We start from the raw sequence: 25,889 nt of genomic DNA, 5'->3' as shown, positions 1-25,889 counted from the left end.
GTCGTGGACCCGCGGTGCTACACCGGGGTGGGCTCGGCCTTGGTCGCGCCCACCTGCACGGCCAGTGCGTCGAGGACGTCCGCGGGTGTCGCGGCGGACTGGATCGCGGCCCGGAAGGCCGGCTTCATCAGTGCGCGGGAGAGCTGGGCCAGGACCCTGAGGTGCTCGGTGCCGGCGTCGGCCTCCGGCACGGCGATGAGAAAAATGAGCGTGGCCTTCGAACCGTCGGACGAGCCCCAGTCGATGCCGTTGCGGCTGCGGGCGAAGGCGATGACCGGAGAAGTCACCCCGTCGGACTTCGCGTGCGGGATCGCGATCCCGTCGCCGATGCCCGTCGTGCCGTGCTCCTCACGGGTGAACGCGGCCTGCGCGACCGCGGCCACATCGCTGACCCGCCCGGTCGTGGTCATCAGCCCGGCCAGGGTGCGGATCATCGCGTCCCGGTCGGTCTCGTCGACGTCGAGCACGATGGTGCGCTCGTCGATGTAGTCGAGAACCGTTTTCCTGAGGGGCGGGGCGGGCTGGGCCGGGGAGGCCGGTGCGACGGATGCGGCGACCCCGGTCGACGTTCCCGCATCCGTTCCCGTGCGCCCGGCGCGGCGGGCCGAGATCCCGAGCAGCAGCACCGAGACGAGTGCCGTGACGACGGCGCCGACGATCAGGGCCACGAAGTACATCGGCACGCCCGAGACCGCGCCGAAGACGGCGACGATCGGACCGCCGTGCGGAACGGAGTCGGTCACGCCGAACAGGGCGGCGATGCCGCCGGCGACCGCTCCGCCGATCATGTTGGCGGGGATGACCTGCAGCGGTTTGGCGGCCGCGAGTGGGATCGCGCCCTCGGTGATGCCGAAGAAGCCCATGAACAGTGCGGCGATGCCGGCTTCGCGTTCGGGCTTGGAGAAGTAGCGACCGCGGATCAGCGTGGCCAGGCCCATGCCGAGCGGGGGAACGGCGATCGCCGCCGCGACCATGCCCATCGGGGCCGGATTGCCGGTCGCGATCAGCGCGCCGCCGAACAGGAACGCCGTCTTATTGATCGGGCCGCCCATGTCGAAGGCGACCATGGCGCCGAGGATCAGGCCGAGGATGACGACGCTGCCGCCCTCGAGACCGGTGAGGAAGGTCGTCATGCTCTCGAAGACCCAGGCGATCGGGCGGCCGAGGGCCAGCACGAAGGCGCCGCCGACGATCAGGGTCGTGAGCACGGGGATCACCAGGATCGGCATGATCGGCCGGATGAAGCGGTGCACGGGGATCTTCTTGATGCCGAGGGCAACGAAACCGACGAGGAATCCGGTGACGATGCCGCCGATGAAGCCGGCCCCCGATTCGGAGTTGTAGAACGCGCCCGTGGTGGCGATCCAGCCGCAGATCATGCCGGGGGCGAGCCCGGGCCGGTCGGCGATCGCATAGGCGATGAATCCGGAGAGGATGGGAACCATCAGCGTGAACCCGATCACGCCGATCTGGTTGATCGTGAGCCAGAAGCTGCCCTCCGGGATCACGAGTCCCTGCGGGGTGGCCTCGCCGCCGAGCGAGAGCGAGATCGCGATCAGGAGCCCGCCGACGACGACGAACGGGATCATGTAGCTCACGCCGTTCATCAGGGCGCGGTACAGGGTGCCGCCGAAGTCGGCCCCGCCGTTCGGCGCGACGCCCGTGTCCTCGCCGGCGCCCCCGCCGCTGCGGGGCTGGGCGGCGAGGGCATCCTCGATCAGCTTCTGCGGCTGGTGGATGCCGTCGGCGACCCGGGCGTTGATCAGCCGTTTGCCCGCGAAGCGAGCCAGGTCGATCTGGGTGTCGGCCGCGATCACGATGGCGTCCGCCCGGCTGATCTCCTCGGGGCTGAAGGTTCCCTCGACTCCCACGGAGCCGTGGGTCTCGACCTTGATGTCGTAGCCAAGCTCACGTGCCGCAGCCTCGAGTTTCTCCGCCGCCATGTACGTGTGTGCGATGCCGGTGGGGCAGGCCGTAATGCCCAGGATCAATATGTCCGGTGGGGTCGTTCGGCTCGTGGTTTCGGTTCGAGTTGCGGGCATAGCGGGGGTTCCTTCCGGCTGAGACCGAGCGGACTCGGTTCGTGCACCCGGTTCAAGTTAACTAACTTAACTAAGCCTACCCCCCGAACGGGCGCCGAGAGCGAGCGCGTCGGCTGCGAGCCGCATCGTCGTCTCCGAATCGCGCATCCAGAGCGGCACGGCGACCGAACGGATGCCCGCGGCCGCCAGGGCGGGCAGCGCACCGGCATCCGTCTCGTCGACCAGCCACGCGTCGAGCACGCCGCCCCCGGCGCGGGAGCCGTAGTGCAGGCCCACGGCCTCGGCCGAGGTCGCCACGCCGATCGTGTGCAGGCAGGCGTCGGCCATGCCCCGCACCGCGGCGCCGGCGATGATCGGGGAGACGCCGACGACCGTGGCGGGCGTGGACCGCAGGGCCTCCCGGATGCCGGGGACGGCGAGAATCGTGCCCACCGAGACGACGGGGTTCGACGGCGGCAGGATGACCAGGTCGGCCGTCCGGATGGCGTCCAGCACGCCCGGCGCGGGCACGGCGGACTCGAGGCCGACCTGCACGAACTCGGTCACCGGCACGGAGGCGCGGTAGCGCACCCACCACTCCTCGAAGTGGATCAGGTCGCCCGCGCGGTGCTCATCGGCGTCCATAGCCAGCCGGGCATGCGTCTCCACGGGGGTGTCGCTCATCGGCAGCAGGCGCGCCCCCGGCTGCCAGCGGCGACAGAGGAACTCGGTCGCCTCGCTCAGCGTCGATCCGCTCCGCAGCAGGTCGCTGCGCACGATGTGCGTGGCCAGGTCGAGGTCGCCGAGCGTGAACCAGGACCAGCCGCGCCCGTAGGCCGCGATCTCGGCCGAGGTGCGGCGGGACTCCTCCGGTCGCCCCCAGCCCTGTTCCTCGTTGATGCCGCCGCCGAGGGTGTACATCACGGTGTCGAGGTCGGGGCAGATGCGCAGGCCGTCCAGCCACATGTCGTCGCCGGTGTTCACGACCACGGTCACCGCCGCCTCCGGCTCGGTGGCCGCGAGGTGCTGCAGCAGTCCGCGGGTGAACCGGGCGCCGCCGATCCCTCCGGCCAAAACCGTGATGGTCGTCATCTGTTGCTTCCTCCGTGCCGGGTGATGCGGGGTTCAGGGCTGGACGGGAACGCCGGCGCGGCGGCCGGAGAGAACACGATCACCGGATGCCCGCCCCGGGGATGCGGGATCACGTCGCAGTCCACGCCGTAGACCTCCGCGATGATCAATGGCCGCAGCACCTCGTCCGGGGTGCCGGACGCGACGAGCCGGCCACGGTTCAGCAGCAGGATCCGGTCGCAGTACGCGGCCGCGAGGTTCAGGTCGTGCAGGGCCATGATCGCGGTCAGGCCGGCGCCTGCGCTTGCGCTTGCGTCCGAGCCCGATGACGAGCCCGTTCCCGTACCGGCGCCGTCACCCGCGCAGAGCCCGCGCACCTGCCCGAGCAGGCCCAGCTGGGCGCTCACGTCGAGGTGGTTGGTCGGTTCGTCCAGCAGCAGCAGGCTCGGCCGCTGCGCCAGTGCCCGGGCGATCTGCGCGCGCTGCTGTTCTCCGCCGCTGAGGGTGTGCCAGGCCCGGTCGGCCAGGTCGCTGCCGCCGATCATGGCCAGCGATTCCTCGGCCACCCGGTGGTCGTCGTCGCCGCCAAAGCTGCCGAGAACCCGGCTCCGGTGCGGGATCCGGCCGAGGAGCACGACCTCGCGCACCGTGAGGTCGACGCTGGGCGCGGCGCTCTGCTCGAGCAACGCCACCCGACGGGCGGTCTCCCGCCGCGACAGACCGGACCGCCCGCCCACCCGTTCCCCGTCCAGTTCGACGCCGCCGGCATCCGCTCTCTCGAGCCCAGCGATCAGGCGCAACAGGGTGGATTTGCCGGCCCCGTTCGGCCCCAGCAGGCCGGTCACGGTGCCCGTCGGCAGGGCCGCCGACACCTCGGTCAGGATATCGGTGCCGCCGATCCGGAACGACACCGCGTCCAGGACTACGCCCATGCCGCGGCCTTCCGGCTCTTGATCAGCACGATGAAGACGGGCACTCCGATGAACGCCGTGATGATGCCCACCGGCAGCTCGCGCGGGTCGAACACCGTGCGCGCCACGGTGTCGGCGATGACGAGGAAGAGGGCGCCGAGCACCACGGCAAGCGGAAGCAGGCGGCGGTGGCCCGGCCCGCTCAGGCCGCGCACGAGGTGCGGCAGGATCAGACCGACGAAACCGATCGAGCCGCTCACCGACACCATGGCGCCGGTGAGCAGGGCGACCGCCGCGAGCAGGGCCCAGCGGGTGCGGTTCACGTCGATGCCGAGGGATGCCGCGGCCGTGTCCCCGAAGGTGAACGCGTCCAGGCGGGTGGCCGCGAGCACGATCCCGGTGCCGACCACGGCCAGGGCGCCCGCCGAGATGGCCACGGTCGTCCAGGAACTGCCGGCGAGCGAGCCGAGCAGCCAGTTCAGGATTTCCCGGTAGGAGTCGCCCTTGGCGGCCCAGAAGATGACGAAGGAGGTGCCGGCCGCACCGAGCTGCGCGATGGCCAGGCCCGACAGCACCGCCCGCCCGGGCGTGATCGTGCCGCCGACCCGCGCGATGCTCAGGGTCGCGACCAGGGCGGCCAGCGCGCCGAGGAAGGCCGCGGCGGGAAGCGCGAACGAGACCCCGAGGATGACCACGCAGACCGCCCCGAGCGACGCCCCCGAGGAGAGGCCGAGCAGGTACGGGTCCGCCAGCGGGTTCCGGGTGACGCTCTGCATGACCGCGCCGCAGAGCGCGAGCCCGGCGCCCACCATCGCCGCCGTCAGGACGCGCGGCAGGCGCAGCTGCCAGACGATCGAGTCGGTCAGCGGGGGCACCGCGGGCAGGCCGGGCAGGCCGGCGTGCCCGCCCAGGCTCGCGGCCACATCCGTCAGGCTCACATCGGCGGGGCCGATCGTGACGGCCAGCGCGGCCGCCAGCACGAGGGCCACGATCGAGAGCACGAGCCAGCCGAGGTAGCGCCCCGCGCCGGTCCCGCGCCGCGTCGGCTGCGCCGCGACCGATCCGTCGACCAATCCGTCGACCGATCCGTCGCGCATGCGTTCCGTCACCGTTCCGTCACCAGTCCGCCGCCGGGGCCGTCTCGCCGCGGGCTACTTCTTGAGCTGCTTGTCGAGGGCGGCCAGCTGGTCGATGGCCGACGAGGCGGTCTCCACATTGCGGATGCCGGCCTCGGTCGCCGCGAACGGCAGCACGATGTAGCGCTTGTTCTTCACCGCGTCGAGCTCCGCGGTGGCCGGGTTCGTCTCGAGGGTGGCGATCTTCGAGTCAGCGGTGTTCCAGGTGGCGTCGACGAGCACGATCACGCTCGGGTTCGCTTCGATCACCGATTCCCAGCCCACCGAGGTCCAGGTGTCGTGCACGTCCGCGAAGATGTTGGTCAGGCCGGCGGCCGCCATGATCATCGCGGGGGAGCCGATGCCGGCTCCCACATAGGGGGCGTCGGTGCCGCTCGAGTACCAGAGGGCGGTGGTGTCCTCCTTGACCGGCTTAAGCGCAGCGAGGTCGGCTTTCTGCTCGGTGACCAGCTTGGCGGCGGCCTCCGGGGCCCCGAACAGGGCGCCGGCCTCGTCGATCTCGGTGAAGACGGAATCGAAGCTGAGCGGGTCGGGCATGGCCTCGCCCTTGCAGGCGGCGGGCGAGACGTAGCTGCCCACGTTCAGGCCGGCCAGTCCGGCACGCTCGCCCACCCCGTCGGCGGAGAAGTTGGACTCCCAGCCGCCGTAGATGAAGTCGGGCGTGAGGTCCAGCACGGCCTCCTGGCCGGGCACGAAGTCGCTGATCACATTGAGGTCGGCGCCGGCCTTCGCCAGGGATGCCGGCAGCGGCCCGTCGAGGAACGCCGAGCCGACGATGCGGTCGCCGAGGCCCAGCGCGAGCAGCAGTTCGGTGGCCGAGGACTTGATCGTGACGATGCGCTCGGGCGCGGCGGTCACGGTGACCTCGGTGCCGCAGTTGGAGACGGTGACCGGGTAGCCGGTGCCCGCGTTCGCCTCCGGGGCGGCGCTCGGCGCGCTTGGGCCCGCCGCGGCGCATCCGCTCAGCAGCAGCGCCGACGCGGCAACCGCCGCCAGCACAGAAACGCGGGACAACAAGTACGGGTTCATAAAACCGATCCGGTTCTGAGCTGCGAGTGCGGGCGAATCGTCGGTATGAGCGCGCCATGGCGACGATTCGCCCGCATTCGCGAACGAGGGAGAGAAGAAGGGAGAGCAGGAGGATGCGAGCCGAGCGAATGCCGGCGACCTGCCGCCCAAGTCAGGGCCGGCTCGACCGGTCAGATCCAACCGGCGGTCTGCTCCCAGCCTAGGCCAGAACGGGTTGGCCGGAACCCTTGCCACCGGCCGGTTCGGACGACAGGATGATTACGCGTAAGTCACACAGAAACAGATCTGCAAAATAGACGTCGAACAGCACAAACGGGCGAAGCCGCCCGATTCGACTCACCTGATTCGGCGCTGCACTTCCCGGCCTCTCGGCCTGCTCGGCGTCGGGCGCGATGTGGAGGCAAGTGAGATGACCGGGGACAGCAGCAACACGGGCACGAGCAACACGGGCACGGGCAAAACGCACGCCGGCAACACGGGCGGCAGCACCGATCGGCGCGACACCGTTCGGGCCGCGATCACCCAGACGGAGTGGACCGGCGACCAGGAGTCGATGATCCGCAAGCACGAGGGGTTCGTGCGCACGGCGGCCGCCGCCGGGGTGCAGGTGATCTGCTTCCAGGAACTCTTCCACGGCCCCTACTTCGGCATCGTGCAGGACCCGAAGTACTACGACTACGCGCAGAGCGTGCCGGGCCCGCTCACGGAGCGGTTCCAGAAGCTCGCCGCCGAGCACAACATAGTGATCGTGCTCCCCGTCTATGAGGAGGAGCAGCCGGGCGTGCTCTACAACACGGCCGCCGTGATCGACGCCGACGGCAGCTACCTCGGCAAGTACCGCAAGCACCATATCCCTCACCTGCCGCAGTTCTGGGAGAAGTTCTATTTCCGCCCCGGCAACGGCGACTACCCCGTCTTCGACACCATGGTCGGCAGGATCGGCGTGTACATCTGCTACGACCGGCACTTCCCCGAGGGCTGGCGCGTGCTGGGCCTGAACGGCGCCGAGATCGTGTTCAACCCGTCGGCCACCAAGCCGGGGCTGTCCAACCGCCTCTGGGAGCTCGAGCAACCGGCCGCCGCGGTCGCCAACCAGTACTACATCGGCGCCAACAACCGCATCGGCGCCGAAACCGAGGAGTTCGGCGATGAGGCCGTCACGTTCTACGGCAGCTCCTACTTCGTCGACCCGCGCGGCAACTATGTCGGCGAGGTCGCCTCCACCGACACCGAGGAGATCCTGATCCGAGACCTCGACCTGGGCGTCATCCGCGAGGTGCGCAACTCGTGGCAGTTCTACCGGGACCGCCGCCCGGATTCCTACGCCCCGATCGTGGAACCGTAGGCGGGGACACCATGAAGATCCTGATCCAGAACGGAACCGTGGTCAGCGCGACCGGACGGGTGCTCGCCGACGTGCTCACCGACGGTGAGACCATCGCCGCCGTGCTGGCGCCCGGTTCCGCCCTCCTCGGGGCCGACCCGGCCGCATCCGTCGACCGCGTGATCGACGCGACCGGCAGGTACGTGATCCCGGGCGGCGTCGACGCGCACACGCACATGGAGCTGCCGTTCGGCGGCACGGCCGCGAGCGACACCTTCGAGACCGGCACCCGGGCCGCGGCCTGGGGCGGCACGACCACGATCATCGACTTCGCGGTGCAGAGCCACGGCCAGCGGGTCTTCGACGGGCTGACCGCCTGGCACGAGAAGGCGGCCGGCAACTGCGCCATCGACTACGGCTTCCACCAGATCATCGGCGACCTGAACACGGACTCCCTGCAGGCCATGGACGGGCTGCTGGCCGAGGGCGTCTCGAGCTTCAAGCTGTTCATGGCCTACCCCGGGGTCTTCTATTCGGATGACGCGCAGATCCTCAAGGCCATGCAGAAGTCCGCCGGGACCGGGCTGATGACCATGATGCACGCGGAGAACGGCCCGGCCATCGACGTGCTCGTGGGCCAGCTGCTCGCGCAGGGCAAGACCGCCCCGTACTACCACGGCGTCGCGCGCGCCTGGCAGCTCGAGGAGGAGGCCACGCACCGGGCGATCATGCTGGCGAACCTCACCGGGGCGCCGCTCTACGTCGTGCACGTGAGCGCCCGGCAGGCCGTGGAGCAGATCGCGGCGGCCAGGGACACGGGCCAGAACGTGTTCGGGGAGACCTGCCCGCAATACCTCTACCTCTCGCTGGAGGAGAACCTCGGGGCGCCCGGGTTCGAGGGTGCGAAGTGGGTGTGCTCGACCCCGCTGCGCTCCCGGGCCGAGGGCCACCAGGACCACCTGTGGCAGAGCCTGCGCACGAACGACATCCAGATGGTCTCCACCGACCACTGCCCGTTCTGCATGAAGGGCCAGAAAGACCTGGGCCTGAATGACTTCTCCAAGATCCCGAACGGCATCGGCTCGGTCGAGCATCGCCTGGACCTGCTCTACCAGGGCGTGGTCAACGAGCGCATCACGCTCGAACGCTGGGTCGAGATCACCTCCACCACGCCGGCACGGATGTTCGGCCTCTACGGCCGGAAGGGCGTCATCCAGCCCGGCGCGGACGCCGACATCGTGATCTACGACCCGAACGGGCACACCTCGATCGGGCTGGGCGTCGACGAGTTCGGCGAGCAGACCGGCCGCAGCCACCACATGAACATGGACCACTCGGCCTGGGAGGGTTACGAGATCGACGGCCACGTCGACACCGTGATCTCCCGGGGCAAGGTCATCATCGACGCCCAGGCCTACCTCGGGGCCCGGGGCGACGGCCGGTTCGTCCCGCGCGGCCTGAGCCAGTACCTCATCTAGGGCAGGGGACGGCATGGATTTCGGAGTCGTTCTGCAGACCAACCCGCCGGCGGCCCGCACCGTGCAGCTGGCCCAGCTGGCCGAAGCGCACGGCTTCAGCCACGTCTGGACCTTCGACTCGCACCTGCTTTGGCAGGAGCCGTACGTGATCCACAGCCGAATTCTCGCCGAGACCCGCAGGGTCATCGTCGGACCCATGGTCACCAACCCGGCCACGCGCGACTGGACCGTGACGGCCTCCACGTTCGCGACCCTGAACGAGATGTACGGCAACCGCACGATCTGCGGCATCGGCCGCGGCGATTCCGCCGTGCGGGTCACCAACGGGGCCCCCACCACACTGAAGACGCTGCGTGAATCGGTGCACGTCATCCGTGAGCTCGCGAACTCCCGGCCGGTCGAGCACAACGGCGCCACGCTGCAGTTCCCCTGGAGCGTCGGCTCCAGCCTCGAGGTGTGGGTGGCGGCCTACGGCCCGCTCGCGCTCCAGCTGGCCGGGGAGATCGGCGACGGTTTCATCCTGCAGATGGCTGACCTCGACGTGGCCGAGTGGATGATCAAGACCGTTCGGGCGGCCGCGGCGAACGTCGGCCGTGACCCGCTGTCGGTCAGGTTCTGCGTGGCCGCTCCCATGTACATCGGCGACAACTGGGGGCACCTGCGCAACCAGTGCCGCTGGTTCGGCGGGATGGTGGGCAACCACGTGGCCGACATCGTGGCGAAGTACGGCACCGAGTCGCACGTGCCGAAGGCCCTGACCGACTACATCGCCCGGCGGGAGGGCTACGACTATAACGCGCACGGCAAGGCGGGCAACGTGCACGCCGCCTTCGTGCCCGACGAGATCATCGACCGGTTCTGCCTGCTCGGCACCGCGAAGGACCACGTCGAGAAGCTCGAGGCCCTGCGGAGCCTCGGCGTCGACCAGTTCGCCGGCTATCTGCAGCACGACAACAAGGAAGAGACCCTCCGGGTCTACGGGGAGACCGTGATCCCGGAGATGACCGAGCAAATCGTGGCGAAGTTCTAAACTCGGTCAGACTGGACGTGCACGTCGTCCCCGGGCCATCACCACAGGAATCACTCCACCTCCATCTCAACGCAGAGAGAAAGAACCGATATTCGTGACTGACACCACAGCCCAGAGCGCAACCTCAAGCCGGAACGACCTCGCCTACGAACTCGACCGCGCCCACGTCTTCCACTCCTGGTCCGCGCAGGGCAGCCTGAAGCCGCTGGTGATCGCCGGCGGTCTGGGTTCACGGGTGTGGGACTTCGACGGGCGCAGCTATCTGGACTTCTCCAGCCAGCTCGTCAATGTGAATATCGGCCACCAGCATCCGGCGGTCACCCAGGCCATCATCGAGCAGGCCGGCACGCTCGCCACGGTCGCCCCGTCGACGGCGAACCTCGCCCGCGGCGAGGCCGCCAAACGCATCGTCGAGCGCGCTCCGGCCGGGTTCAACAAGGTGTTCTTCACCAACGGCGGCGCGGATGCGATCGAGAACGCGATCCGGATGGCGCGCCTGCACACGGGCCGTGACAAGATCCTCTCCACCTACCGCTCATACCACGGCAACACGGGCGCGGCGATTGTCGCGACCGGGGACTGGCGCCGCATCCCGAACGAATTCGCGCGCGGCCACGTGCACTTCTTCGGCCCCTACCTCTACCGCAGCGAGTTCTGGGCGACCACGCCCGAGCAGGAGTCGGAGCGCTCCCTGCGCCACCTGGAACACGTGATCCAGAGCGAGGGCCCCTCCGGCATCGCGGCCGTGCTGCTGGAGTCCATCCCGGGCACCGCCGGCGTGCTCGTGCCGCCACCCGGCTACCTCGCCGGGGTGCGGGCGCTCTGCGACCGCTACGGCATCCAGCTCATCCTGGACGAGGTGATGGCCGGCTTCGGCCGCACCGGCAACTGGTTCGCGTTCGAGGGCTACGACGTGACCCCCGACCTGATCACCTTCGCCAAGGGCGTCAACTCCGGGTATGTGCCCACCGGCGGCGTGATCATCTCGGACTCCATCGCCAGCGACTTCGAGACCAACGTCTTCCCCGGCGGGCTCACCTACAGCGGCCACCCGCTGGCGATGGCGTCAATCGTGGCGGCCCTCGACGCGATGAAGAACGAGGGAATCGTCGAGAACGCCGCCCGCATCGGGCGCGACGTGCTCGCTCCGGGACTGGCCGAACTGCAGGCGAAGCACAAGGTCATCGGCGAGGTGCGCGGCGTCGGCGTCTTCTGGGCGCTGGAGCTCGTGGCCGACCGGGAGACCCGGCACCCGCTCAGCGGGGCGGTGATGGGCCGCATCAAGACCGAGCTGCTCGCCCGCAACCTGCTGCCGTTCCTCGCGGAGAACCGCATCCACGTGGTGCCGCCGTGCGTGGTCACCGACGACGAGGTCGCCGAGGCGCTCGCCATCTACGACGAGGTCCTGAGCCTCGACCTCCTCGCCTGACCCGCACCCGCACATCCACCCGCACCCGCACATCCACCCTCACCACCTGCACCGTTCCGGTCGAGAGTGCCCGTTCCGCCGGGCACTCTCGACCGGAACGGGCACTCTGACCGCTACTCAATGAAGAGAATGAAGAGAGACGAACGCCCATGACCGACCTGCCCGTCATCACCCACTGGATCGACGGGGCCCCCGTCGATGGAACCTCGACCCGGACTGCCCCGGTTTTCAACCCGGCCCTCGGCGCCGTCGCCAAGAACGTGCGCCTGGCGAGCACCGCGGATGTCGACACCGCCGTCGCGTCCGCGCAGGCGGCCTACCCCGGCTGGCGTGACACCTCCCAGGCCAGACGCCAGGGCATCATGTTCAACTTCCGCGAGCTGCTGAACGCGCGCAAGGGCGACCTGGCGGACATCCTCACCGCGGAACACGGCAAGGTGACCTCCGACGCCCTGGGCGAGATCATCCGTGGCCTCGAAGTGGTCGAGTTCGCGCTCGGCATGCCGCACCTGACCAAGGGGGAGTACTCCGAGAACGTGTCGACCGGCGTGGACGTCTACACGCTCCGCCAGCCGCTGGGGGTCGTGGGCATCATCAGCCCGTTCAACTTCCCGGCGATGGTGCCGCTCTGGTTCTTCCCGATCGCGATCGCGGCCGGCAACACGGTCGTGCTGAAGCCGAGCGAGAAGGACCCGTCGGCGTCGAACTGGCTGGCCGCGCTGATGACCGAAGCCGGCCTGCCCGACGGCGTGCTCAATGTCGTGCACGGCGACAAGGAAGCCGTGGACGCCCTGCTCGTGCACCCTAACGTGCAGGCCATCTCGTTCGTCGGGTCCACGCCGATCGCGAAGTACATCTACGAGACCGCGGCCCATCACGGCAAGCGCGTGCAGGCCCTCGGCGGTGCCAAGAACCACATGCTCGTGCTGCCGGACGCCGACCTGGACCTGGCCGCGGATGCCGCGGTCAACGCCGGTTTCGGCTCCGCCGGTGAGCGCTGCATGGCGATCAGCGTGGTGGTGGCCGTCGAACCGGTCGCCGACGACCTGGTCGCGAAGATCACCGAGCGCCTCACGGGCCTCAAGGTGGGCGACGGCATGCGCGGATGCGACATGGGGCCGCTGATCACGCAGGTGCACCGCGACAAGGTGGCCTCCTACATCGACGTGGCCCACACCGACGGCGCGGAGGTCATCGTGGACGGCCGCGGCATCGAAGTCGACGGCGACGCGAGCGGCTTCTGGCTCGGCCCGACCCTCTTCGACAAGGTCAGCACGGACTCGGACGTCTACCTCGACGAGATCTTCGGGCCGGTGCTCTCCATTGTGCGGGTCGCCAGCTACGCCGAAGGGCTCGCACTGATCAACCGCAGCCGGTACGGCAACGGCACGGCCATCTTCACCAATGACGGCGGGGCGGCGCGCCGGTTCCAGAACGAGGTGCAGGTGGGCATGATCGGAATCAACGTGCCGATTCCCGTGCCGGTGGCATACCACTCCTTCGGTGGCTGGAAGGACTCCCTGTTCGGCGACGCGAAGGCATACGGCCCGGCCGGGATCGCGTTCTACACCCGCGAGAAGGCCGTCACGAGCCGCTGGCTCGACCCCAGCCACGGCGGCATCAACCTGGGCTTCCCGCAAAACGCCTAGCCGCACCGACCGCGCGCAATACCTGTTGAGGGCGGAAATCCGGGCCGGATTTCCGCCCTCCGTCGTGCGCCCCGGCGCGGTGCCGGAAACCTTGACGACCTCCCCCGGAGGTCCATCGTGGTAGCACCGCCAACGAGGGTGGTCACTGTAGGAGGCCCAGAATGAGAAAACTGAGGAAAAGAGTCGCGCTCCTGGCGATCGGATTGTGGGTTCTGCAGGGCACGGCGCTGGTCGACAAGCTGAAGGCGGACAACACCATTACCGGCATCATCATGATCAACGGATCGCCGACCGACGGCAACGCGGCCCTGTTCAAGAAGGGCGCTCACTCCGTCATCGACCCCAGCGGCATCCCGATCCTCGCCGAGTTTGAGACCCCCGACTGGAGCCCGGACAAGGCCCAGGAGTGGGCGGCCGGCCAGATCACCCAGTTCGGCCCGAAGATCCAGGGCGTGTACGCGGCGAACGACGGCACAGGGGGCGGCGCGATTGCGGCACTCAAGGCTGCCGCGTTCACGCCGATGCCCCCGGTGACCGGTCAGGACGCCGAGCTCGCGGCCATCCAGCGAATCGTCGCCGGAGACCAGTACATGACGGTGTACAAGGCCATCAAGCTGGAAGCCGAGAAGGCTGCGGAGCTGACGCACGCCCTCGCCCAGGGCGACACGCTCACGGGCGACACGGATGTCGACGGAACCCCGTCGACCCTGCTCACCCCGGTGGTCGTGACCGTGGACAACATCATGGAGACCGTGGTCAAGGACGGCTTCTACACGGTTGACGAGATCTGCACGTCGACCTATGCCGAGGCGTGCACGGCGGCCGGGATCAAGTAACGCCAGCACCGGCACCAGCAGACCGCCGGGCGGGGATCACCAGCAGGTGATTCTCGTCCGGCGCTGCACCAGCACGAAACGGACCAGCGCAAAGGACTCGCCATGACCCTGCCCTCGTCGTTGCCGACAGCCCCATTCCCGCCGGGGAGCTGGTCTTTTCACTGCGGGGGATAGACAAGAACTTCGGTGCCGTCCAGGCCCTGACCGCCGTCGACCTCGACATCTACAGCGGCGAGGTGGTCGCCCTCGTCGGTGACAACGGCGCAGGCAAGTCGACCCTGATCAAGATCCTCGCCGGCGTCTACGGCTCCGACGGAGGCACGATCATGCATCGCGACAAGCCGGTCTCGATCTCGAGCCCGTCCGAATCGAACGCCCGGGGCATCGCCACGGTCTACCAGGACCTGGCCCTCTGCGACAACCTCGACGTCGTCGCCAACCTCTTCCTGGGGCATGAGATCGGGGGCCGCGCCATCATCAACGAGGTGGAGATGGAGAAACGCTCCTGGAGCCTGATGCAGCAACTCTCCGCCCGGATTCCCTCCGTGCGGATTGCCGTGGCATCCCTCTCGGGCGGTCAACGCCAGACCGTGGCGATCGCCCGGTCGCTGATCGGGGAGCCGACCGTGGTGATCCTCGACGAGCCGACCGCGGCGCTGGGCGTCGCCCAGACCGCCGAGGTGCTGAACCTGATCGAGCGGCTGCGCTAGCGCGGGCTCGCCGTCGTTCTGATCAGCCACAATATGGCCGACGTCCAGGCGGTCGCCGACCGGGTCGTCGTGCTGCGCCTCGGGCGAAACAACGGCGAGTTCCGGATCGCCGACGTCACCTACGAGGACATCATCGCGGCCATCACCGGGGCGACGGACAACGCGGTCACGAGGCGCGCACAGGCGCGCAGTGCGGAGGAAGCGTCATCATGACGACCCCGACAATTCCCACGTCAGAGCCGCCGGCCGTCGCGGCGGACCGGCAGGACGAACGGCTCATCCAGCGCAAGGCTGGCCGCTGGCGCTCGCGATCCTGTCGTCGATCGTCGCCGGGATGCTCGTCGGCCTGCTCTACGGCTTCCTGTTCACCCGGTTCGGGGTGCCGAGCTTCGTGATCACCCTGGCCGGTCTGCTCGGCTTCCTCGGCCTGCAACTCTGGGTCCTCGGCAAAACCGGGTCGATCAACATCCCCTTCGATTCCTGGATCGTGCAGTTCGCCCAGCAATGGTTCCTGCCCGACTGGCTGTCCTACGTGCTCGTCGTGCTCACCGTCCTGGTCTTCGCCGCACAGTTGGTCTTCATCGCCCGGCGGCGCACCAAAGCGGAGTTGACCGCGATTTCGACGACCTCCATCGTGGCACGCAGCGTGGGGCTCCTGGTGGTGCTCGGGGTGCCCACCTGGTATCTCAACCAGGCCCGTGGGGTGGGCCTGATGTTCCTCCTGTTCCTCGTGCTCGTGGTCGTGATGAACTTCTTCCTGCTGCGCACCCGGTGGGGGAGGGCCGTGTACGCCATCGGCGGCAACGTCGAAGCCGCGCGCCGGGCCGGCATCAAGGTGAAAGCCGTCTACCTCTCGGTCTTCATGCTCTGCTCGACCTTTGCGGCGGTCGGCGGGGTGCTCGCGGCCGGCCGCCTGGCCGCAGCCAACCAGGGCAGCGGCGGCGGCGACACGAACCTCAACGCCATCGCCGCGGCGGTGATCGGCGGGGCCAGCCTGTTCGGCGGTCGCGGCAGCGCGTACTCGGCGTTGCTGGGCATCCTCGTGATCCAGTCGATCTCCAGCGGCCTGACCCTGATGAACCTCGACTCGTCGATCCGGTACATGATCACCGGCGCAGTGCTGCTGCTCGCCGTGATCGTGGACTCCCTGTCCCGTCGCACCCGCGTCTCCCACGGCCGCGCCTGACGCCCGTCCCTGTTCTCCGCACTGCGCGGCCAACTTTCGCTGCCGCGAGGAGGGGTGAGAGGGGCGCGGTCAGGGGGCCGGGGCGATCGCCGCGTGCGTGGCCTGCACCCGGGCGGCCTCGGTGCGCAGCACGTCGACGACGGTGCGCACGGCCAGGCGCTCGGCCCGGTCGGGGCGCATCAGAGCCACGATCTGCCGCTCGGCATCGACCCCGCGCAGGGGCTTGAGCACGAGCCGCCCCGGTTGGTCGCCGCCCCAGGTGTAGCGAGGCACGAGTGCGATGCCGAGTCCGGCCACGACGAAGGCCTCGATCACCCTCAGGTCGGCAAACTGTTGGGCGACGATGACGGGGCTGCCGGCCTTCTGCTCGATCTGGTGCAGGATGCGCTCGAACGGGTAGCCGTGCGGCGCGCCGATCCAGGTCTCACCGACGACGTCGGCCGGGGTGAGCCAGGTGCGGGTGGCCAGCCGGTGGTCGGCCGGGAGTCCCACGTCGAGAGGCTCGGTCATCAGCGGCACGACCGTCAGGCCGCGGCCGCCCCAGGGCAGCTGGCCGCGCAGGCTGTAGGCGAGCACGATGTCGAACTCCGCCGTCAGCGCGGGGAAGTCGCTCAGCTCGGGGTCCTTGTCGGTGCAGTTCACGACGAGCCCGGGCACCGCGGCCACTTCCCGCAGTGCGCCGGGCAGCAGCATCTCGCCCGCGGTCGGGAACGTGACCAGGCTGACCTCGCCGGTGGCGTCGTTGCGGAACTCGTCCCAGACCGCCGTTGCGCGGGCGAGGGCGACCGCCACATTCGTGGCGCTGCGGGCCAGGGCGCGTCCGGCATCCGTCAAAATCAGGCCGCGCCCGCTGCGCTCGGTGAGAGGCAGACCGGCCTCCCGTTCGAGCACTTTCAGCTGCTGGGAGACCGCCGACGGGGTGCGGTGCGTGGCCCGGGCGACCTCGGTGATGCTGTGGCGCTCGGCCAATTCCCGGAGTAGTTCGAGCCGTTGCACATCCATGTAGCTAAGCTACACACTCCCTGCAGAATAATACGATTGTGCTGCAAAGTTAAAGGTGGTGAAATAAAAATGTCGAACTCGTGCAATGGTGCCTCCGTCTCCCCGACATCCGCCTCCATTCTCGAAAGGTACGACCGTGTTTGCTCTCCTCGCCGTTCTCGTTCTCATTGTGATCTCCTCCCTCGTCGCCGTCGTGGTCGACGTTCACAAGGATGGCTACCGTCGCGTGCCCGAGCGCAAGCTCGTTCGCATCTTCTAGTCGATTCGGTTCCACCCGGTCAGAGCCGCGTCCTCCCTCGAGTGGACCGGCCGGCCGATGGCCTAAAGTTGGTCCTGTGACCGATACCCGCCAGCAACTCATCGACTACATCTCAGCCGACGCCGTTTTTCATGGTGACTTCACCCTCACCAGCGGCAAGAAGGCGACGTACTACGTCGACCTGCGCAGGGTCAGCCTCGACCACCGCGTCGCACCGCTGATCGGTCAGGTCATGCTCGACCTGATAGCCGATATCCCGGATGTCGCCGCGGTCGGCGGCATGACCATGGGCGCCGACCCCGTGGCCGCGGCCATCCTGCACCAGGGTGCGGCGCGCGGGGCCGCGTACGACGCCTTCGTCGTGCGCAAGGAGCCCAAGGACCACGGCCGCGGCCGACAGGTCGAAGGGCCCGACCTCGCGGGCAAGCGTGTCGTCGTCCTCGAGGACACCTCCACCACCGGAGGATCTCCGTTGGCCGCGATCGAGGCGCTGCTCAAGGTCGGGGCGATCATCGCCGGCGTCGCCGTGGTCGTCGACCGCAACACCGGCGCGCGCGAAGTGATCGAAGCCGCTGGCTACCCGTACTACTACGCGATCGGCCTTGAGGACCTGGGGCTGAACTAGTGCCGCTCGACGAGGTTCCGGGCGACGAGGAACCGAAGGCCAGGGCGTCGAATTCCCGGGCGTCGAAAGACGAGGCGCCCGCCGAAGACGGCATGGACTGGCTCGCCTCGCAACTCGGCGGCGGGGCCAGGCCCGGCACGCCCGACGAATTCACCCCGCGGCGGTCGATCCATATCCCCCGGTGGCCGAAACCCGGGCAGGCAGCCGAACCGGCCCCGCCGGTGCCGCCCGTCGATGCCCACCCCAAAACCGCCGGCTTTCTGTGGGGCCTGAAGCCCACCACCCAGACCGATCCTCGGCTCAAGAGCGTCCGGCCGGTGCCCGCCGCTGCGGTTCCTGCAGCCGACCCGCCCGTTGCGGTTCCTGCAGCCGACCCGCCCGCCGGGTCTGAACCGTTCCGGCCCGGTCACCCCGGCCCGTCCACGGATGCCGCCTCCTCGCCGCCGCGTCTCGCGGACCTTGCACCCGCACCGCTCGTTCCCGCATATCTCGCTCCCGCGCCGAACGCGCCGGCCCCGGCACGCGCGGCGACTCCTGCAGCATCCGTGCCGGCCGATCCGACGCCTGACCGGAGCGTCGACCCTGACTCGGGCCTGGCTCCGGCCGTGCCCACCGGCTCCGGCTCCGCCGTGCCCAGCGGAACCCGCATCATCCGCTCGCAGGCGGACCTCGAGCCGGCGCCCTGGTGGACAACCCTCACCCAGTCCCCGCTCGTGCCCACTGCCGAGGAAACCGCTGCCGCAGACCTGATCGCCGGCGTGACTCGCACGCCCGCGGCACCCGCGGCACCCGCGCCGCTCGAGGCCTCGGATGCGCTCCCGGCTCCGGTCTCGGCCCGCAGCCGGTTCCGCGCCTGGTCCGCCGCGGCCGGTACGGCAGCGTCCGCGGCCACGGCCGCCGCAACTGCCGCCGCCTCCGCAGCGGTGGCCTCGGTCGCCGCCTCAGCCTCCCCCGGCTCATACGCAGGTGGCGCTGCGGGCGCCGGAGGCGCTGCCGTGACAGGAGCCGCCGCGCCCAACGGAACGGCGCCCGGGGCTGCCGAGGCCGCCGGACCTGAGGCCTGGCCCGGAAATGCCACGCCCGTCATCACTACTGCGCCTGCTGTTGCGCCTCCGTTGCCCGCTGGCGGTGCCCGCGCGACAACGCCCGCTGAGCCTTCTGAGGCATCCGTTGCCCTCACCACCACGTCCGCCGGCACGCACGCCTTACCGGCCGCCGCACATGCCGACCCGGGCGGCCGGCCGCCGACCGGTTCCACCGCCTCGCGCGGGGGCTCGGCCCGCCCGCCGATCGACATCAAGAAGTCGCTGCCGTGGATCATCGCCGGCGTCATTCTCGTGGTCGTGCTGGGCGCCTTCTTCTTCATCGGACAGAGCCTGGGAGGCGACCCGACACCGGTCGCGGCGCCCACGATGAGCGCCGGCAGCACGCCGACGGCCACCCCGACGCCGACCCCGACGCCCACGCCCGAGGTCACCGGACCGCAGCCAGCCGGCGTGCACCAGTGGAACACCCTGTTCGGCGGCGAATGCCTCGAGCCCTACGTGTCGCCCTGGGAGGAGGAGTTCACGGTTTCGGACTGTGGCGCCCCGCACTCCGCGCAGCTCGTGTACCGGGGGGTGTTCGCCGGTGACGACACCACGGCCTTCCCCGGGGAGGCCGAGCTCGCCGGTCAGATCAACGTGCTCTGCAGCACCCCCGGCGTGATCGACCTGGCCGCGGCCGGGGCCTTCCCCGACCTGCAGGTGCAGGGCAGCTACCCGATCACCGAACTGCAGTGGACCGGCGGCCCCCGGTCCTACTACTGCTTCGTGAGCCGGTCTTCCGGCAAGCCGCTCACGGTGAGCCTCGCGGGTCCCGGCCCCGCCCCTGCCGCCTGACGAATTCGACGGAGATTTTGCCGAAATAGGCCCGTTCAGGTCCAAAACGGTGTTTTTAGGGCCGAATCTCCGTCGAATTCGTTAGCGGCAGCGGCAGCAGGGGTGATCAGCGGGGCGGCGCGGGACGGGCTCAGATCTCGTCTGACTCCTGCGGCTCCGCGGAGACGAGCTCGTGCACGCCGGCGAGGATCTCGTCCGGTCGGAACGGGTAACGGCTCACCTCGGCGGCGTCACTGATGCCGGTCATCACCAGGATGGTGTGCAGCCCGGCCTCGATCCCGGCGATGATGTCGGTGTCCATCCGGTCGCCGATCATGGCCGTGTTCTCGGAGTGTGCGCCGATCTTGTTCATCGCCGAGCGGAACATCATCGGGTTCGGCTTGCCGACCACGTACGGCTCCATCCCGGTGGCCTTGGTGATCAGGGCAGAGATCGCGCCCGTGGCCGGCAGCGGGCCGTCGGCGCTGGGACCGGTCGCATCCGGGTTCGTCGCAATGAAGCGGGCCCCGGCCAGCAGCAGACGGATCGCCTTGGTGATGGCCTCGAACGAGTAGTTGCGGGTCTCGCCGACCACGACGTAGTCGGGATTCGTCTCGGTCATGATGAAACCGGCCTCGTGCAGCGCGGTCGTGAGGCCCACCTCGCCGATGACGAACGCGGTGCCGCCCGGCGCCTGCGACTTCAGGAAGTCCGCGGTCGCCAGGGCCGACGTCCAGATGCGGTCCTCCGGCACGTTCAGGCCCGACGCGCGCAGGCGGGCGCTCAGATCCCGCGGCGTGAAGATGGAATTGTTGGTCAGCACCAGGAACGGCGTCCCGGCGTCGCTCCACTGCTCCAGCAACTCCGCCGCACCCGGCAGCGGGCTGTTCTCATGCACGAGCACGCCGTCCATGTCGGTCAGCCAGCATTCGATCTCGTCACGGCTAGTCATTGGGTGCTCCCTCGGTTCACGGTCCAGACTATCGGGGCGAGGTTTCGCGCTGGTTACTTTGTCAGCCAGATCGATCGGGCCGCCGACTGCGTCAGGTGACGGATGCCCCCGGCCGGCAGGCGCACGGCGAACGGTTCGTCCACCGTCAGTCGGGTTCCCGGCCGGATCCCGTCGGCGCCGAGGCCCCGCAGGATGGCCGGGTCGCGGTCGCTGATGCGCAGCACGGTCCCGACGTGGCCGGGGGCGGCGTCCGCCAGCAGTACCGCGGGGGCGCGCACCAGCGTGCCGTCGGCCGCGGGGATCGGGTCGCCGTGCGGGTCCGCGGCGGGGTGCCCGAGGCGGTCGTCGATCGCCGCCAGCAACCGGTCGGAGAGCGCGTGCTCGAGGATCTCCGCCTCGTCGTGCACCTGGTCCCAGTCGTACCCCATCTCCCGCACGAGCCAGGTCTCGATCAGCCGATGGCGGCGCACCACGGCGGTCGCGCCGAGGACACCGGCCGTCGTCAGGGTGAGCGGCCCGTAGGGCACATGGGTGATCAGTCCGGCCGCGGCCAGCTTCTTCACCATCTCGGTGACGGAGGACGGCGCGACGCCCAGGCGCAGCGCCAGCACCGACGGAGTGATCGGGTCAGGTTGCCATTCGGTGTGCGCGTAGATGGTCTTGAGGTAGTCCTCGGTCGCGGGGCTGGTCAGCGCCATGGAGTCAGGCGCCCGCGAAGACGAGGACGAGCAGCACCACGTTCAGCGCCACGAGCAGCAGGGCGGCGAGAGCGCCGGCGGCGGTCGTGAACCAGCGGTTGCGGTACTCCCCGAGAACGCCGCGCTGAGCGGTGAGCCACACCAGCGGGATCAGCGCGAAGGGGATGCCGAACGAGAGCACCACCTGGCTGAGCACGAGGGCCTCGGTCGGGTCGAACCCGCCGCCCAGGATGACCAGGGCCGGGATCAACGTGACCACGCGCCGCAGCAGCAGCGGCACCCGCAGCCGCAGCAGGCCGTGCATGATCTCCGCTCCGGCATACGCGCCGACCGACGTGGACGCCAGCCCGGACGCGAGCAGCCCCACCGCGAACACGGTCGCGACGATGGGCCCCAGCGTGTCTCGCAGGGCCAGGTAGGCGCCCTCAAGGGTGTCGGTCCCCGGCGCGCCCTGCAGCGCGGATGCCGCGAGCAGCAGGATCGACAGGTTCACCGTTCCGGCGATCACCATGGCGATGGAGACATCCCACTTGGTGGCCCAGAGCAGGCGCGGGGTCGCGGCGTCGGTGCCCACGGAGGGGAACCGGTCCCGCGTCAGGGCGGAGTGCGCGTAGATGGCGTGCGGCATGATCGTCGCGCCGAGGATCGAGGCGGCCAGGAGCACCGAGTTGGACCCGTCGAAGCGCGGCACGAGCCCGGCCAGCACCCCGGCCGGGTCCGGTGGGGCGAAGAAGACCCCGGCGGTGAACCCCACCGTGATGATGAGCAGGAGCGCCATGATGACCCGCTCGAAGACGCGGGGCCCTCGCCGGGTCTGCACGCCCAGCACCACCATGGAGATGACCCCGGTGATCACGCCGCCGGCCAGCAGGGGCAGGTCGAAGAGCAGGTAGAGCGCCACCGCGCCGCCGATGATCTCGGCCAGGTCGGTGGCCATCGCCACCAGTTCCGCCTGGAGCCAGTAGAGCCGGCGGGCCAGGGGGTGACGGATGCGCGCCCCGAGGATCTCCGGCAGGCTCGTGCCCGTGACGATCCCGAGCTTGGCGGAGAGGTACTGGATCAGCCAGGCCATCACGTTGCCGGCCACGACCACCCACACGAGCAGGTAGCCGTAGCGGGCGCCGGCCGTCATGTTGCTGGCCACGTTGCCGGGGTCCAGGTACGCGACGCCGGCGACGAGGGCCGGCCCGAGCAGCCAGAGCAGGCGGGTGGAGGCGACGGTGGTCGGGCGATCGGTCACCGGGGCAGCCGGCGCATCCGTTTTAGGCATGCCGAAATCTTACGTCGGATTTAGGGAGCCCGAAAGGGTGGGTCCGGCCGGGCAGGATACGGTGGAGCGGTGCCAGAACCGCAGAACCCCACGCCCGAACTGTCCACCTACGGCGTCGGACCCTGGCAGGGGGAACTGCCCGAGGAGTCGTTCTACGACCCGGAGCTGCTCGAGCGCGGTGACACCCGCAACGTGATCGACCGGTACCGGTACTGGTCGATGGAGGCCATCGTCGCCGACCTGGACCAGAAACGGCACCCGTTCCACGTGGCCATCGAGAACTGGCAGCACGACATGAACATCGGCTCGATCGTGCGCAGCGCGAACGCCTTCGCCGCCGACACGGTGCACATCATCGGCCGCAAGCGCTGGAACAAGCGCGGCGCCATGGTGACCGACCGGTACCAGCACGTGCTGCACCACCCGGATGTCGCATCCTTCGTCGAGTGGGCCGAAACGGCGGACCTGCCGATCATCGCGATCGACAACGTGCCGGGCAGCGTGATCATCGAGACCTTCAGTTTCCCCGAGCGCTGCGTGCTGCTCTTCGGCCAGGAGGGCCCCGGCCTGTCCGGGGAGGCGATCGACGCCGCCGACGCCGTCGTGGAGATCAGCCAGTTCGGGTCCACCCGCTCGATCAACGCCTCCGCCGCGGCCGCCGTCACCATGCACAACTGGGTGCTGCAGCACCGGTTCTCCAAGCTTTAGGTCTAGCGTTGGGTCATGACCTCGATCACTGACGATCTCCCCGCCCGACTGCTGCACGAAGAGCACGAAGGGTGGCAGGCGATCCTCGCCGGCCGCGGCGGCGCCTACTACCGGAGCACGATGACCAGCGACGGGCTGCTGATCCTGCCGGGCCGGGTCGTCACCCGCGACGAGGCCCCCGCCTTCTTCCAGGCACTCGCCCCGGTCACGAGCTACAAGCTGCGCGACCCGGCCGTCGTGCGGCTGAACGATCATGCCGGCGTGCTGGTCTACCGGCTCATCGCCCACCGTGGCGACGAGGTGACCGAAGCGAACGCGTCGACGACCTATGTCTTCAAGGACGGCGGCTGGTGCGTCGCGGCGCACCAGCAGACCGCGATCTAGGCGGCGTCTTCCCGGAGTCTGCGGGGCGTGTTCGCCGCGCCCTCCTGGGTGTCCGTCCGCCGCGCCGAGGCCGGGTTGTCAACCCTCCGGCCGCGGGCTACCGTGCTGAGCAAACACGGTAGAAGGGACTCCCGCCATGGCTGATTTCGGTAATGAAGGACTCGCGGAGCTGTTCCGTCGACCCGGTTCGGTGTCAAGCGCTTACGTGGACGTGACCCAGGATGCCCAGAATCCCCGGCGCACCTCCGCCCTGCGCCAGCGCACCCTGCGCGAGGCGCTGACCGCGGCCGGTGCGCCGGAGATCGACGCCAGCACCATCATCGAGCTGAGCGAGGAGCCGCCCGGGGTGGGCGGCCCGATGGGTCGGCTGATGGTCGTGCGGCAGGGTGTGGCGGAGATCAACGAGGTGCTCTCGGGGGAGCCGCTCGGCGACCTGCTGGTCTCCTACGGGCCGGTGCCCAACCTGATGCCCCTGCTCATCCATCGCCCACGGGACCTCAGCTACGTGGTGGCCGAGGTCGGGCGGGACGGCGGCGAGATCACGCTCTACCGGCTGAGTCGCCCGCATCCGGTCTCCAGGGTGAAGGTGGAGGGCGACACCGAATTCCTCACGAAGGTCGGGTCCGAAGACGACTTCCTCGCAAATGGGCGCTACCAGCACCACACCGAGGAGGTATGGAAGCGCAACGAGGGCCAGATCGCCGCCGCGATCGACGAGATCGTGCAGGACAGCAAGGCCGAGCTGCTCGTGCTCACCGGCGACGTGCGTGCGCGGCAGCTTCTCGTCGACCAGCTTTCGCCGGTTAGCCGCGAGGTGCTGCACGTCGTGCCCACGAACACCCGCCCGGGCGGTGCCACGCAGGAGGAACTCGAAACCGACCTGAACCGCCACCTCGCGGCGATTCTCGCGCGGGAGGAGCACGATGTTCTCGAGCGGCTGGGGACGGGACAGGGCAGCGGCCTCTCTGAGATGGACTTCGCGGCCGTGGTGCGCGCACTCCAGCAGAGCCAGGTCGACGTGCTGCTGCTGGCCCCTGATCGGACGCCGGCGGAGACCCTGATCGCCCTCGACCGCGAGCCCTGGCTGGCAGCCACCTCGGCAGAGGCCCTCGGCGCCGGCGAGCTCGGCTCGGTGCCGGCCGCCGACGCCCTGGTCCGCGCGGCGATCCTGACGGATGCGCGGGTGATCGTGGTATCGGCCGGTGAACTGCCGGTCGAGACGAGCGCTGCCGCCCTGCTGCGCTGGTCCACCCTCCCGTCTTCGGCCGAAGCGGCTCCCGCCGAGGAGTCGGAACGGCCGGCGGTGCCCAGCCGCGGCGACGCGGTGACATTCCCGCGTCGTCGCGCCACCTCCCGCCCCGAGGAGTAGCAGGACGACTGGAGACGAAGAGGCCGGCGGCCTAGCCGATCAGGCTGGGCCGCAGGTCGCGCAGGGTGCGGAAATGCGTCATCCGGGTCACGCCGATGAAAGCGAGCACCAGGGCGCCGGCCAGCCAGAGCAGCAGCACGCCGGCATCGGACCAGGCCGTGGCCGGGTTTCCGCCGTACATCAACTGACGGATGCCGTCGACGGCATAACTCATCGGCACCACGTGGTGGAGCCAGGCCAGCGGCGCGGGCAGGGTCTGCCAGGGGAAGGTGCCGCCGGCGGTCACGAGCTGCACCACCATCAGCACGAGGCCGATGAACTGACCGACGCTGCCGAGCCAGACGTTCAGGGCGAGGATGATCGCCGCGAACGCCAGGGCGGCCAGGCCCATCATCAGGTACGTGCCGGCCGGGTTGTGCACCTCGAACTTCAGCACGCCGGCCAGGATCGCGAACAGGGCGGCCATCTGGGCCATCCCGAGCAGGCCGGGCGTGAGCCAGCCGGCCACCGTGATCCGCACGGGAGAGTGCAGGGCGGTGATGGCCCGCCGGGAGACCGGCTTCACGATCAGGAACAACGCGTAGATGCCGATCCAGCCGGCCAGGCTGGCGAAGAACGGGGCCAGCCCGGCGCCGTAGGTGCCGGCCGAGGTCACGGCCGCGGTCTGCAGTGAGACCGGGTCGGCGATCGTCGACCCCTGCAGGGAGCGGGTGGTCGCAGTCGAGTCCGGGATGCTGGTGACGCCGGTGGCCAGGCCGTCCCGCAGCGTCCCCGCGCCGGTTTGGAGCTCGCCGAGACCGTCCCGCAGGCTGCCGACCCCTGCCGACAGTGAGGACGCTCCGGTGGCGGCGCTGTCGGCCCCGGTGGCGGCGGCCACGGCTCCGTCGTGGGTCTGCCGGGCTCCGTCGGCGAGGTTCCCGGCGCCGACGGCGGCCTGGCCGGCCCCGGCGGCC

The 25,889-nt window shown here is 69.6% G+C and carries 23 protein-coding genes and 1 pseudogene; 14 read left to right on the top strand and 10 right to left on the bottom strand.

Annotation, left to right across the window (positions count from 1 at the left end; genetic code table 11):
* Window positions 1–17 precede the first annotated feature (17 nt).
* The 5 genes from E3T37_RS14370 to E3T37_RS14350 all read right to left on the bottom strand — a co-directional run bounded on the left by E3T37_RS14370 (window position 18) and on the right by E3T37_RS14350 (window position 6,168).
* The gene (locus tag E3T37_RS14370) at window positions 18–2,042 is read right to left on the bottom strand and encodes a PTS fructose transporter subunit IIABC (protein ID WP_134367953.1); all 2,025 of its coding nucleotides are present in this window, start codon (window positions 2,040–2,042) and stop codon (window positions 18–20) included.
* A gap of 66 nt (window positions 2,043–2,108) precedes the next feature.
* A complete protein-coding gene (gene cofD / locus E3T37_RS14365) occupies window positions 2,109–3,113 on the bottom strand; it encodes a 2-phospho-L-lactate transferase (RefSeq protein ID WP_134367952.1) in 1,005 nt (334 codons plus the stop codon).
* The gene (locus tag E3T37_RS14360; RefSeq protein ID WP_134367950.1) at window positions 3,110–4,024 is read right to left on the bottom strand and encodes an ABC transporter ATP-binding protein; all 915 of its coding nucleotides are present in this window, start codon (window positions 4,022–4,024) and stop codon (window positions 3,110–3,112) included. Before E3T37_RS14360 ends, cofD begins: the two co-directional genes overlap by 4 nt.
* Window positions 4,015–5,100 carry a putative F420-0 ABC transporter permease subunit gene (locus tag E3T37_RS14355; RefSeq protein WP_134367948.1) on the bottom strand — a complete coding sequence of 362 codons (1,086 nt, stop codon included), beginning with the start codon at window positions 5,098–5,100 and terminating at the stop codon, window positions 4,015–4,017. The genes E3T37_RS14360 and E3T37_RS14355 overlap by 10 nt, the downstream gene beginning before the upstream one ends.
* Before the next feature lie 54 nt (window positions 5,101–5,154).
* A complete protein-coding gene (locus tag E3T37_RS14350; protein WP_134367946.1) occupies window positions 5,155–6,168 on the bottom strand; it encodes a putative F420-0 ABC transporter substrate-binding protein in 1,014 nt (337 codons plus the stop codon).
* Between the two features lie 409 nt (window positions 6,169–6,577).
* On the opposite strand from E3T37_RS14350, the gene E3T37_RS14345 reads away from it, so the two are divergent.
* The 8 genes and pseudogenes from E3T37_RS14345 (at window position 6,578) to E3T37_RS14310 (ending at window position 15,810) form a co-directional block, all read left to right on the top strand.
* Window positions 6,578–7,513, top strand: coding sequence for a nitrilase-related carbon-nitrogen hydrolase (locus tag E3T37_RS14345; RefSeq protein WP_134367944.1), 936 nt, complete (start codon window positions 6,578–6,580; stop codon window positions 7,511–7,513).
* Window positions 7,514–7,524: 11 nt separating this feature from the next.
* The gene (gene hydA, locus E3T37_RS14340) at window positions 7,525–8,970 is read left to right on the top strand and encodes a dihydropyrimidinase (RefSeq protein ID WP_134367942.1); all 1,446 of its coding nucleotides are present in this window, start codon (window positions 7,525–7,527) and stop codon (window positions 8,968–8,970) included.
* A 13-nt stretch (window positions 8,971–8,983) separates the two neighbouring features.
* Window positions 8,984–10,000 carry a TIGR03842 family LLM class F420-dependent oxidoreductase gene (locus tag E3T37_RS14335; RefSeq protein ID WP_134367940.1) on the top strand — a complete coding sequence of 339 codons (1,017 nt, stop codon included), beginning with the start codon at window positions 8,984–8,986 and terminating at the stop codon, window positions 9,998–10,000.
* Between the two features lie 94 nt (window positions 10,001–10,094).
* The gene (locus E3T37_RS14330; protein WP_134367938.1) at window positions 10,095–11,429 is read left to right on the top strand and encodes an aspartate aminotransferase family protein; all 1,335 of its coding nucleotides are present in this window, start codon (window positions 10,095–10,097) and stop codon (window positions 11,427–11,429) included.
* Between the two features lie 149 nt (window positions 11,430–11,578).
* On the top strand, window positions 11,579–13,078 hold the full coding sequence (locus tag E3T37_RS14325; RefSeq protein ID WP_134367936.1) for a CoA-acylating methylmalonate-semialdehyde dehydrogenase: 1,500 nt from the start codon (window positions 11,579–11,581) through the stop codon (window positions 13,076–13,078).
* A 161-nt stretch (window positions 13,079–13,239) separates the two neighbouring features.
* On the top strand, window positions 13,240–13,914 hold the full coding sequence (locus E3T37_RS14320; protein WP_134367934.1) for a substrate-binding domain-containing protein: 675 nt from the start codon (window positions 13,240–13,242) through the stop codon (window positions 13,912–13,914).
* A gap of 134 nt (window positions 13,915–14,048) precedes the next feature.
* Window positions 14,049–14,837, top strand: a pseudogene (locus tag E3T37_RS14315) (ATP-binding cassette domain-containing protein).
* 121 nt (window positions 14,838–14,958) lie between these two features.
* A complete protein-coding gene (locus E3T37_RS14310; RefSeq protein ID WP_241976196.1) occupies window positions 14,959–15,810 on the top strand; it encodes a sugar ABC transporter permease in 852 nt (283 codons plus the stop codon).
* 69 nt (window positions 15,811–15,879) lie between these two features.
* On the opposite strand, the gene E3T37_RS14305 is transcribed toward E3T37_RS14310, so the two are convergent.
* Window positions 15,880–16,812 carry a LysR family transcriptional regulator gene (locus E3T37_RS14305; RefSeq protein WP_134367931.1) on the bottom strand — a complete coding sequence of 311 codons (933 nt, stop codon included), beginning with the start codon at window positions 16,810–16,812 and terminating at the stop codon, window positions 15,880–15,882.
* Between the two features lie 136 nt (window positions 16,813–16,948).
* On the opposite strand from E3T37_RS14305, the gene E3T37_RS17660 reads away from it, so the two are divergent.
* From E3T37_RS17660 to E3T37_RS14295, 3 genes are all read left to right on the top strand, one after another.
* Entirely contained in the window at window positions 16,949–17,071 is a 123-nt protein-coding gene (locus E3T37_RS17660) for a hypothetical protein (RefSeq protein ID WP_255572883.1), read from the top strand.
* 76 nt (window positions 17,072–17,147) lie between these two features.
* Window positions 17,148–17,696 (top strand): orotate phosphoribosyltransferase, encoded by a 549-nt coding sequence (pyrE, locus tag E3T37_RS14300; protein WP_134367929.1) that lies wholly within the window; start codon window positions 17,148–17,150, stop codon window positions 17,694–17,696.
* On the top strand, window positions 17,696–19,576 hold the full coding sequence (locus E3T37_RS14295) for a hypothetical protein (protein ID WP_134367927.1): 1,881 nt from the start codon (window positions 17,696–17,698) through the stop codon (window positions 19,574–19,576). Before pyrE ends, E3T37_RS14295 begins: the two co-directional genes overlap by 1 nt.
* Before the next feature lie 130 nt (window positions 19,577–19,706).
* Here the strand turns inward: E3T37_RS14295 and E3T37_RS14290 are convergent, their stop codons facing one another.
* The 3 genes from E3T37_RS14290 to E3T37_RS14280 are packed head-to-tail and all read right to left on the bottom strand — an operon-like array spanning window position 19,707 to window position 22,475.
* Window positions 19,707–20,507 (bottom strand): HAD-IIA family hydrolase, encoded by an 801-nt coding sequence (locus tag E3T37_RS14290; RefSeq protein ID WP_134367925.1) that lies wholly within the window; start codon window positions 20,505–20,507, stop codon window positions 19,707–19,709.
* 53 nt (window positions 20,508–20,560) lie between these two features.
* On the bottom strand, window positions 20,561–21,205 hold the full coding sequence (locus E3T37_RS14285; RefSeq protein ID WP_166787192.1) for a metal-dependent transcriptional regulator: 645 nt from the start codon (window positions 21,203–21,205) through the stop codon (window positions 20,561–20,563).
* 4 nt (window positions 21,206–21,209) lie between these two features.
* Window positions 21,210–22,475, bottom strand: coding sequence for an Nramp family divalent metal transporter (locus tag E3T37_RS14280; RefSeq protein WP_134367923.1), 1,266 nt, complete (start codon window positions 22,473–22,475; stop codon window positions 21,210–21,212).
* 69 nt (window positions 22,476–22,544) lie between these two features.
* On the opposite strand from E3T37_RS14280, the gene E3T37_RS14275 reads away from it, so the two are divergent.
* The 3 genes from E3T37_RS14275 (at window position 22,545) to E3T37_RS14265 (ending at window position 24,936) form a co-directional block, all read left to right on the top strand.
* A complete protein-coding gene (locus E3T37_RS14275) occupies window positions 22,545–23,183 on the top strand; it encodes an RNA methyltransferase (RefSeq protein ID WP_134367921.1) in 639 nt (212 codons plus the stop codon).
* A 15-nt stretch (window positions 23,184–23,198) separates the two neighbouring features.
* Window positions 23,199–23,567, top strand: a complete 369-nt coding sequence (locus tag E3T37_RS14270; RefSeq protein WP_134367919.1) for a DUF4440 domain-containing protein — start codon at window positions 23,199–23,201, stop codon at window positions 23,565–23,567.
* A 136-nt stretch (window positions 23,568–23,703) separates the two neighbouring features.
* Window positions 23,704–24,936 (top strand): hypothetical protein, encoded by a 1,233-nt coding sequence (locus E3T37_RS14265; protein WP_134367917.1) that lies wholly within the window; start codon window positions 23,704–23,706, stop codon window positions 24,934–24,936.
* A 31-nt stretch (window positions 24,937–24,967) separates the two neighbouring features.
* Here the strand turns inward: E3T37_RS14265 and E3T37_RS14260 are convergent.
* A partial coding sequence (locus tag E3T37_RS14260) for a YhgE/Pip family protein (RefSeq protein ID WP_166806115.1) occupies window positions 24,968–25,889 on the bottom strand: 922 nt, incomplete at its 5' end.

This window comes from Cryobacterium sp. TMT2-10, assembly GCF_004403075.1.
GTDB classification, from domain to species: Bacteria; Actinomycetota; Actinomycetes; order Actinomycetales; family Microbacteriaceae; genus Cryobacterium; species Cryobacterium shii.
This window is presented reverse-complemented; position numbering and strand designations above follow the sequence as displayed.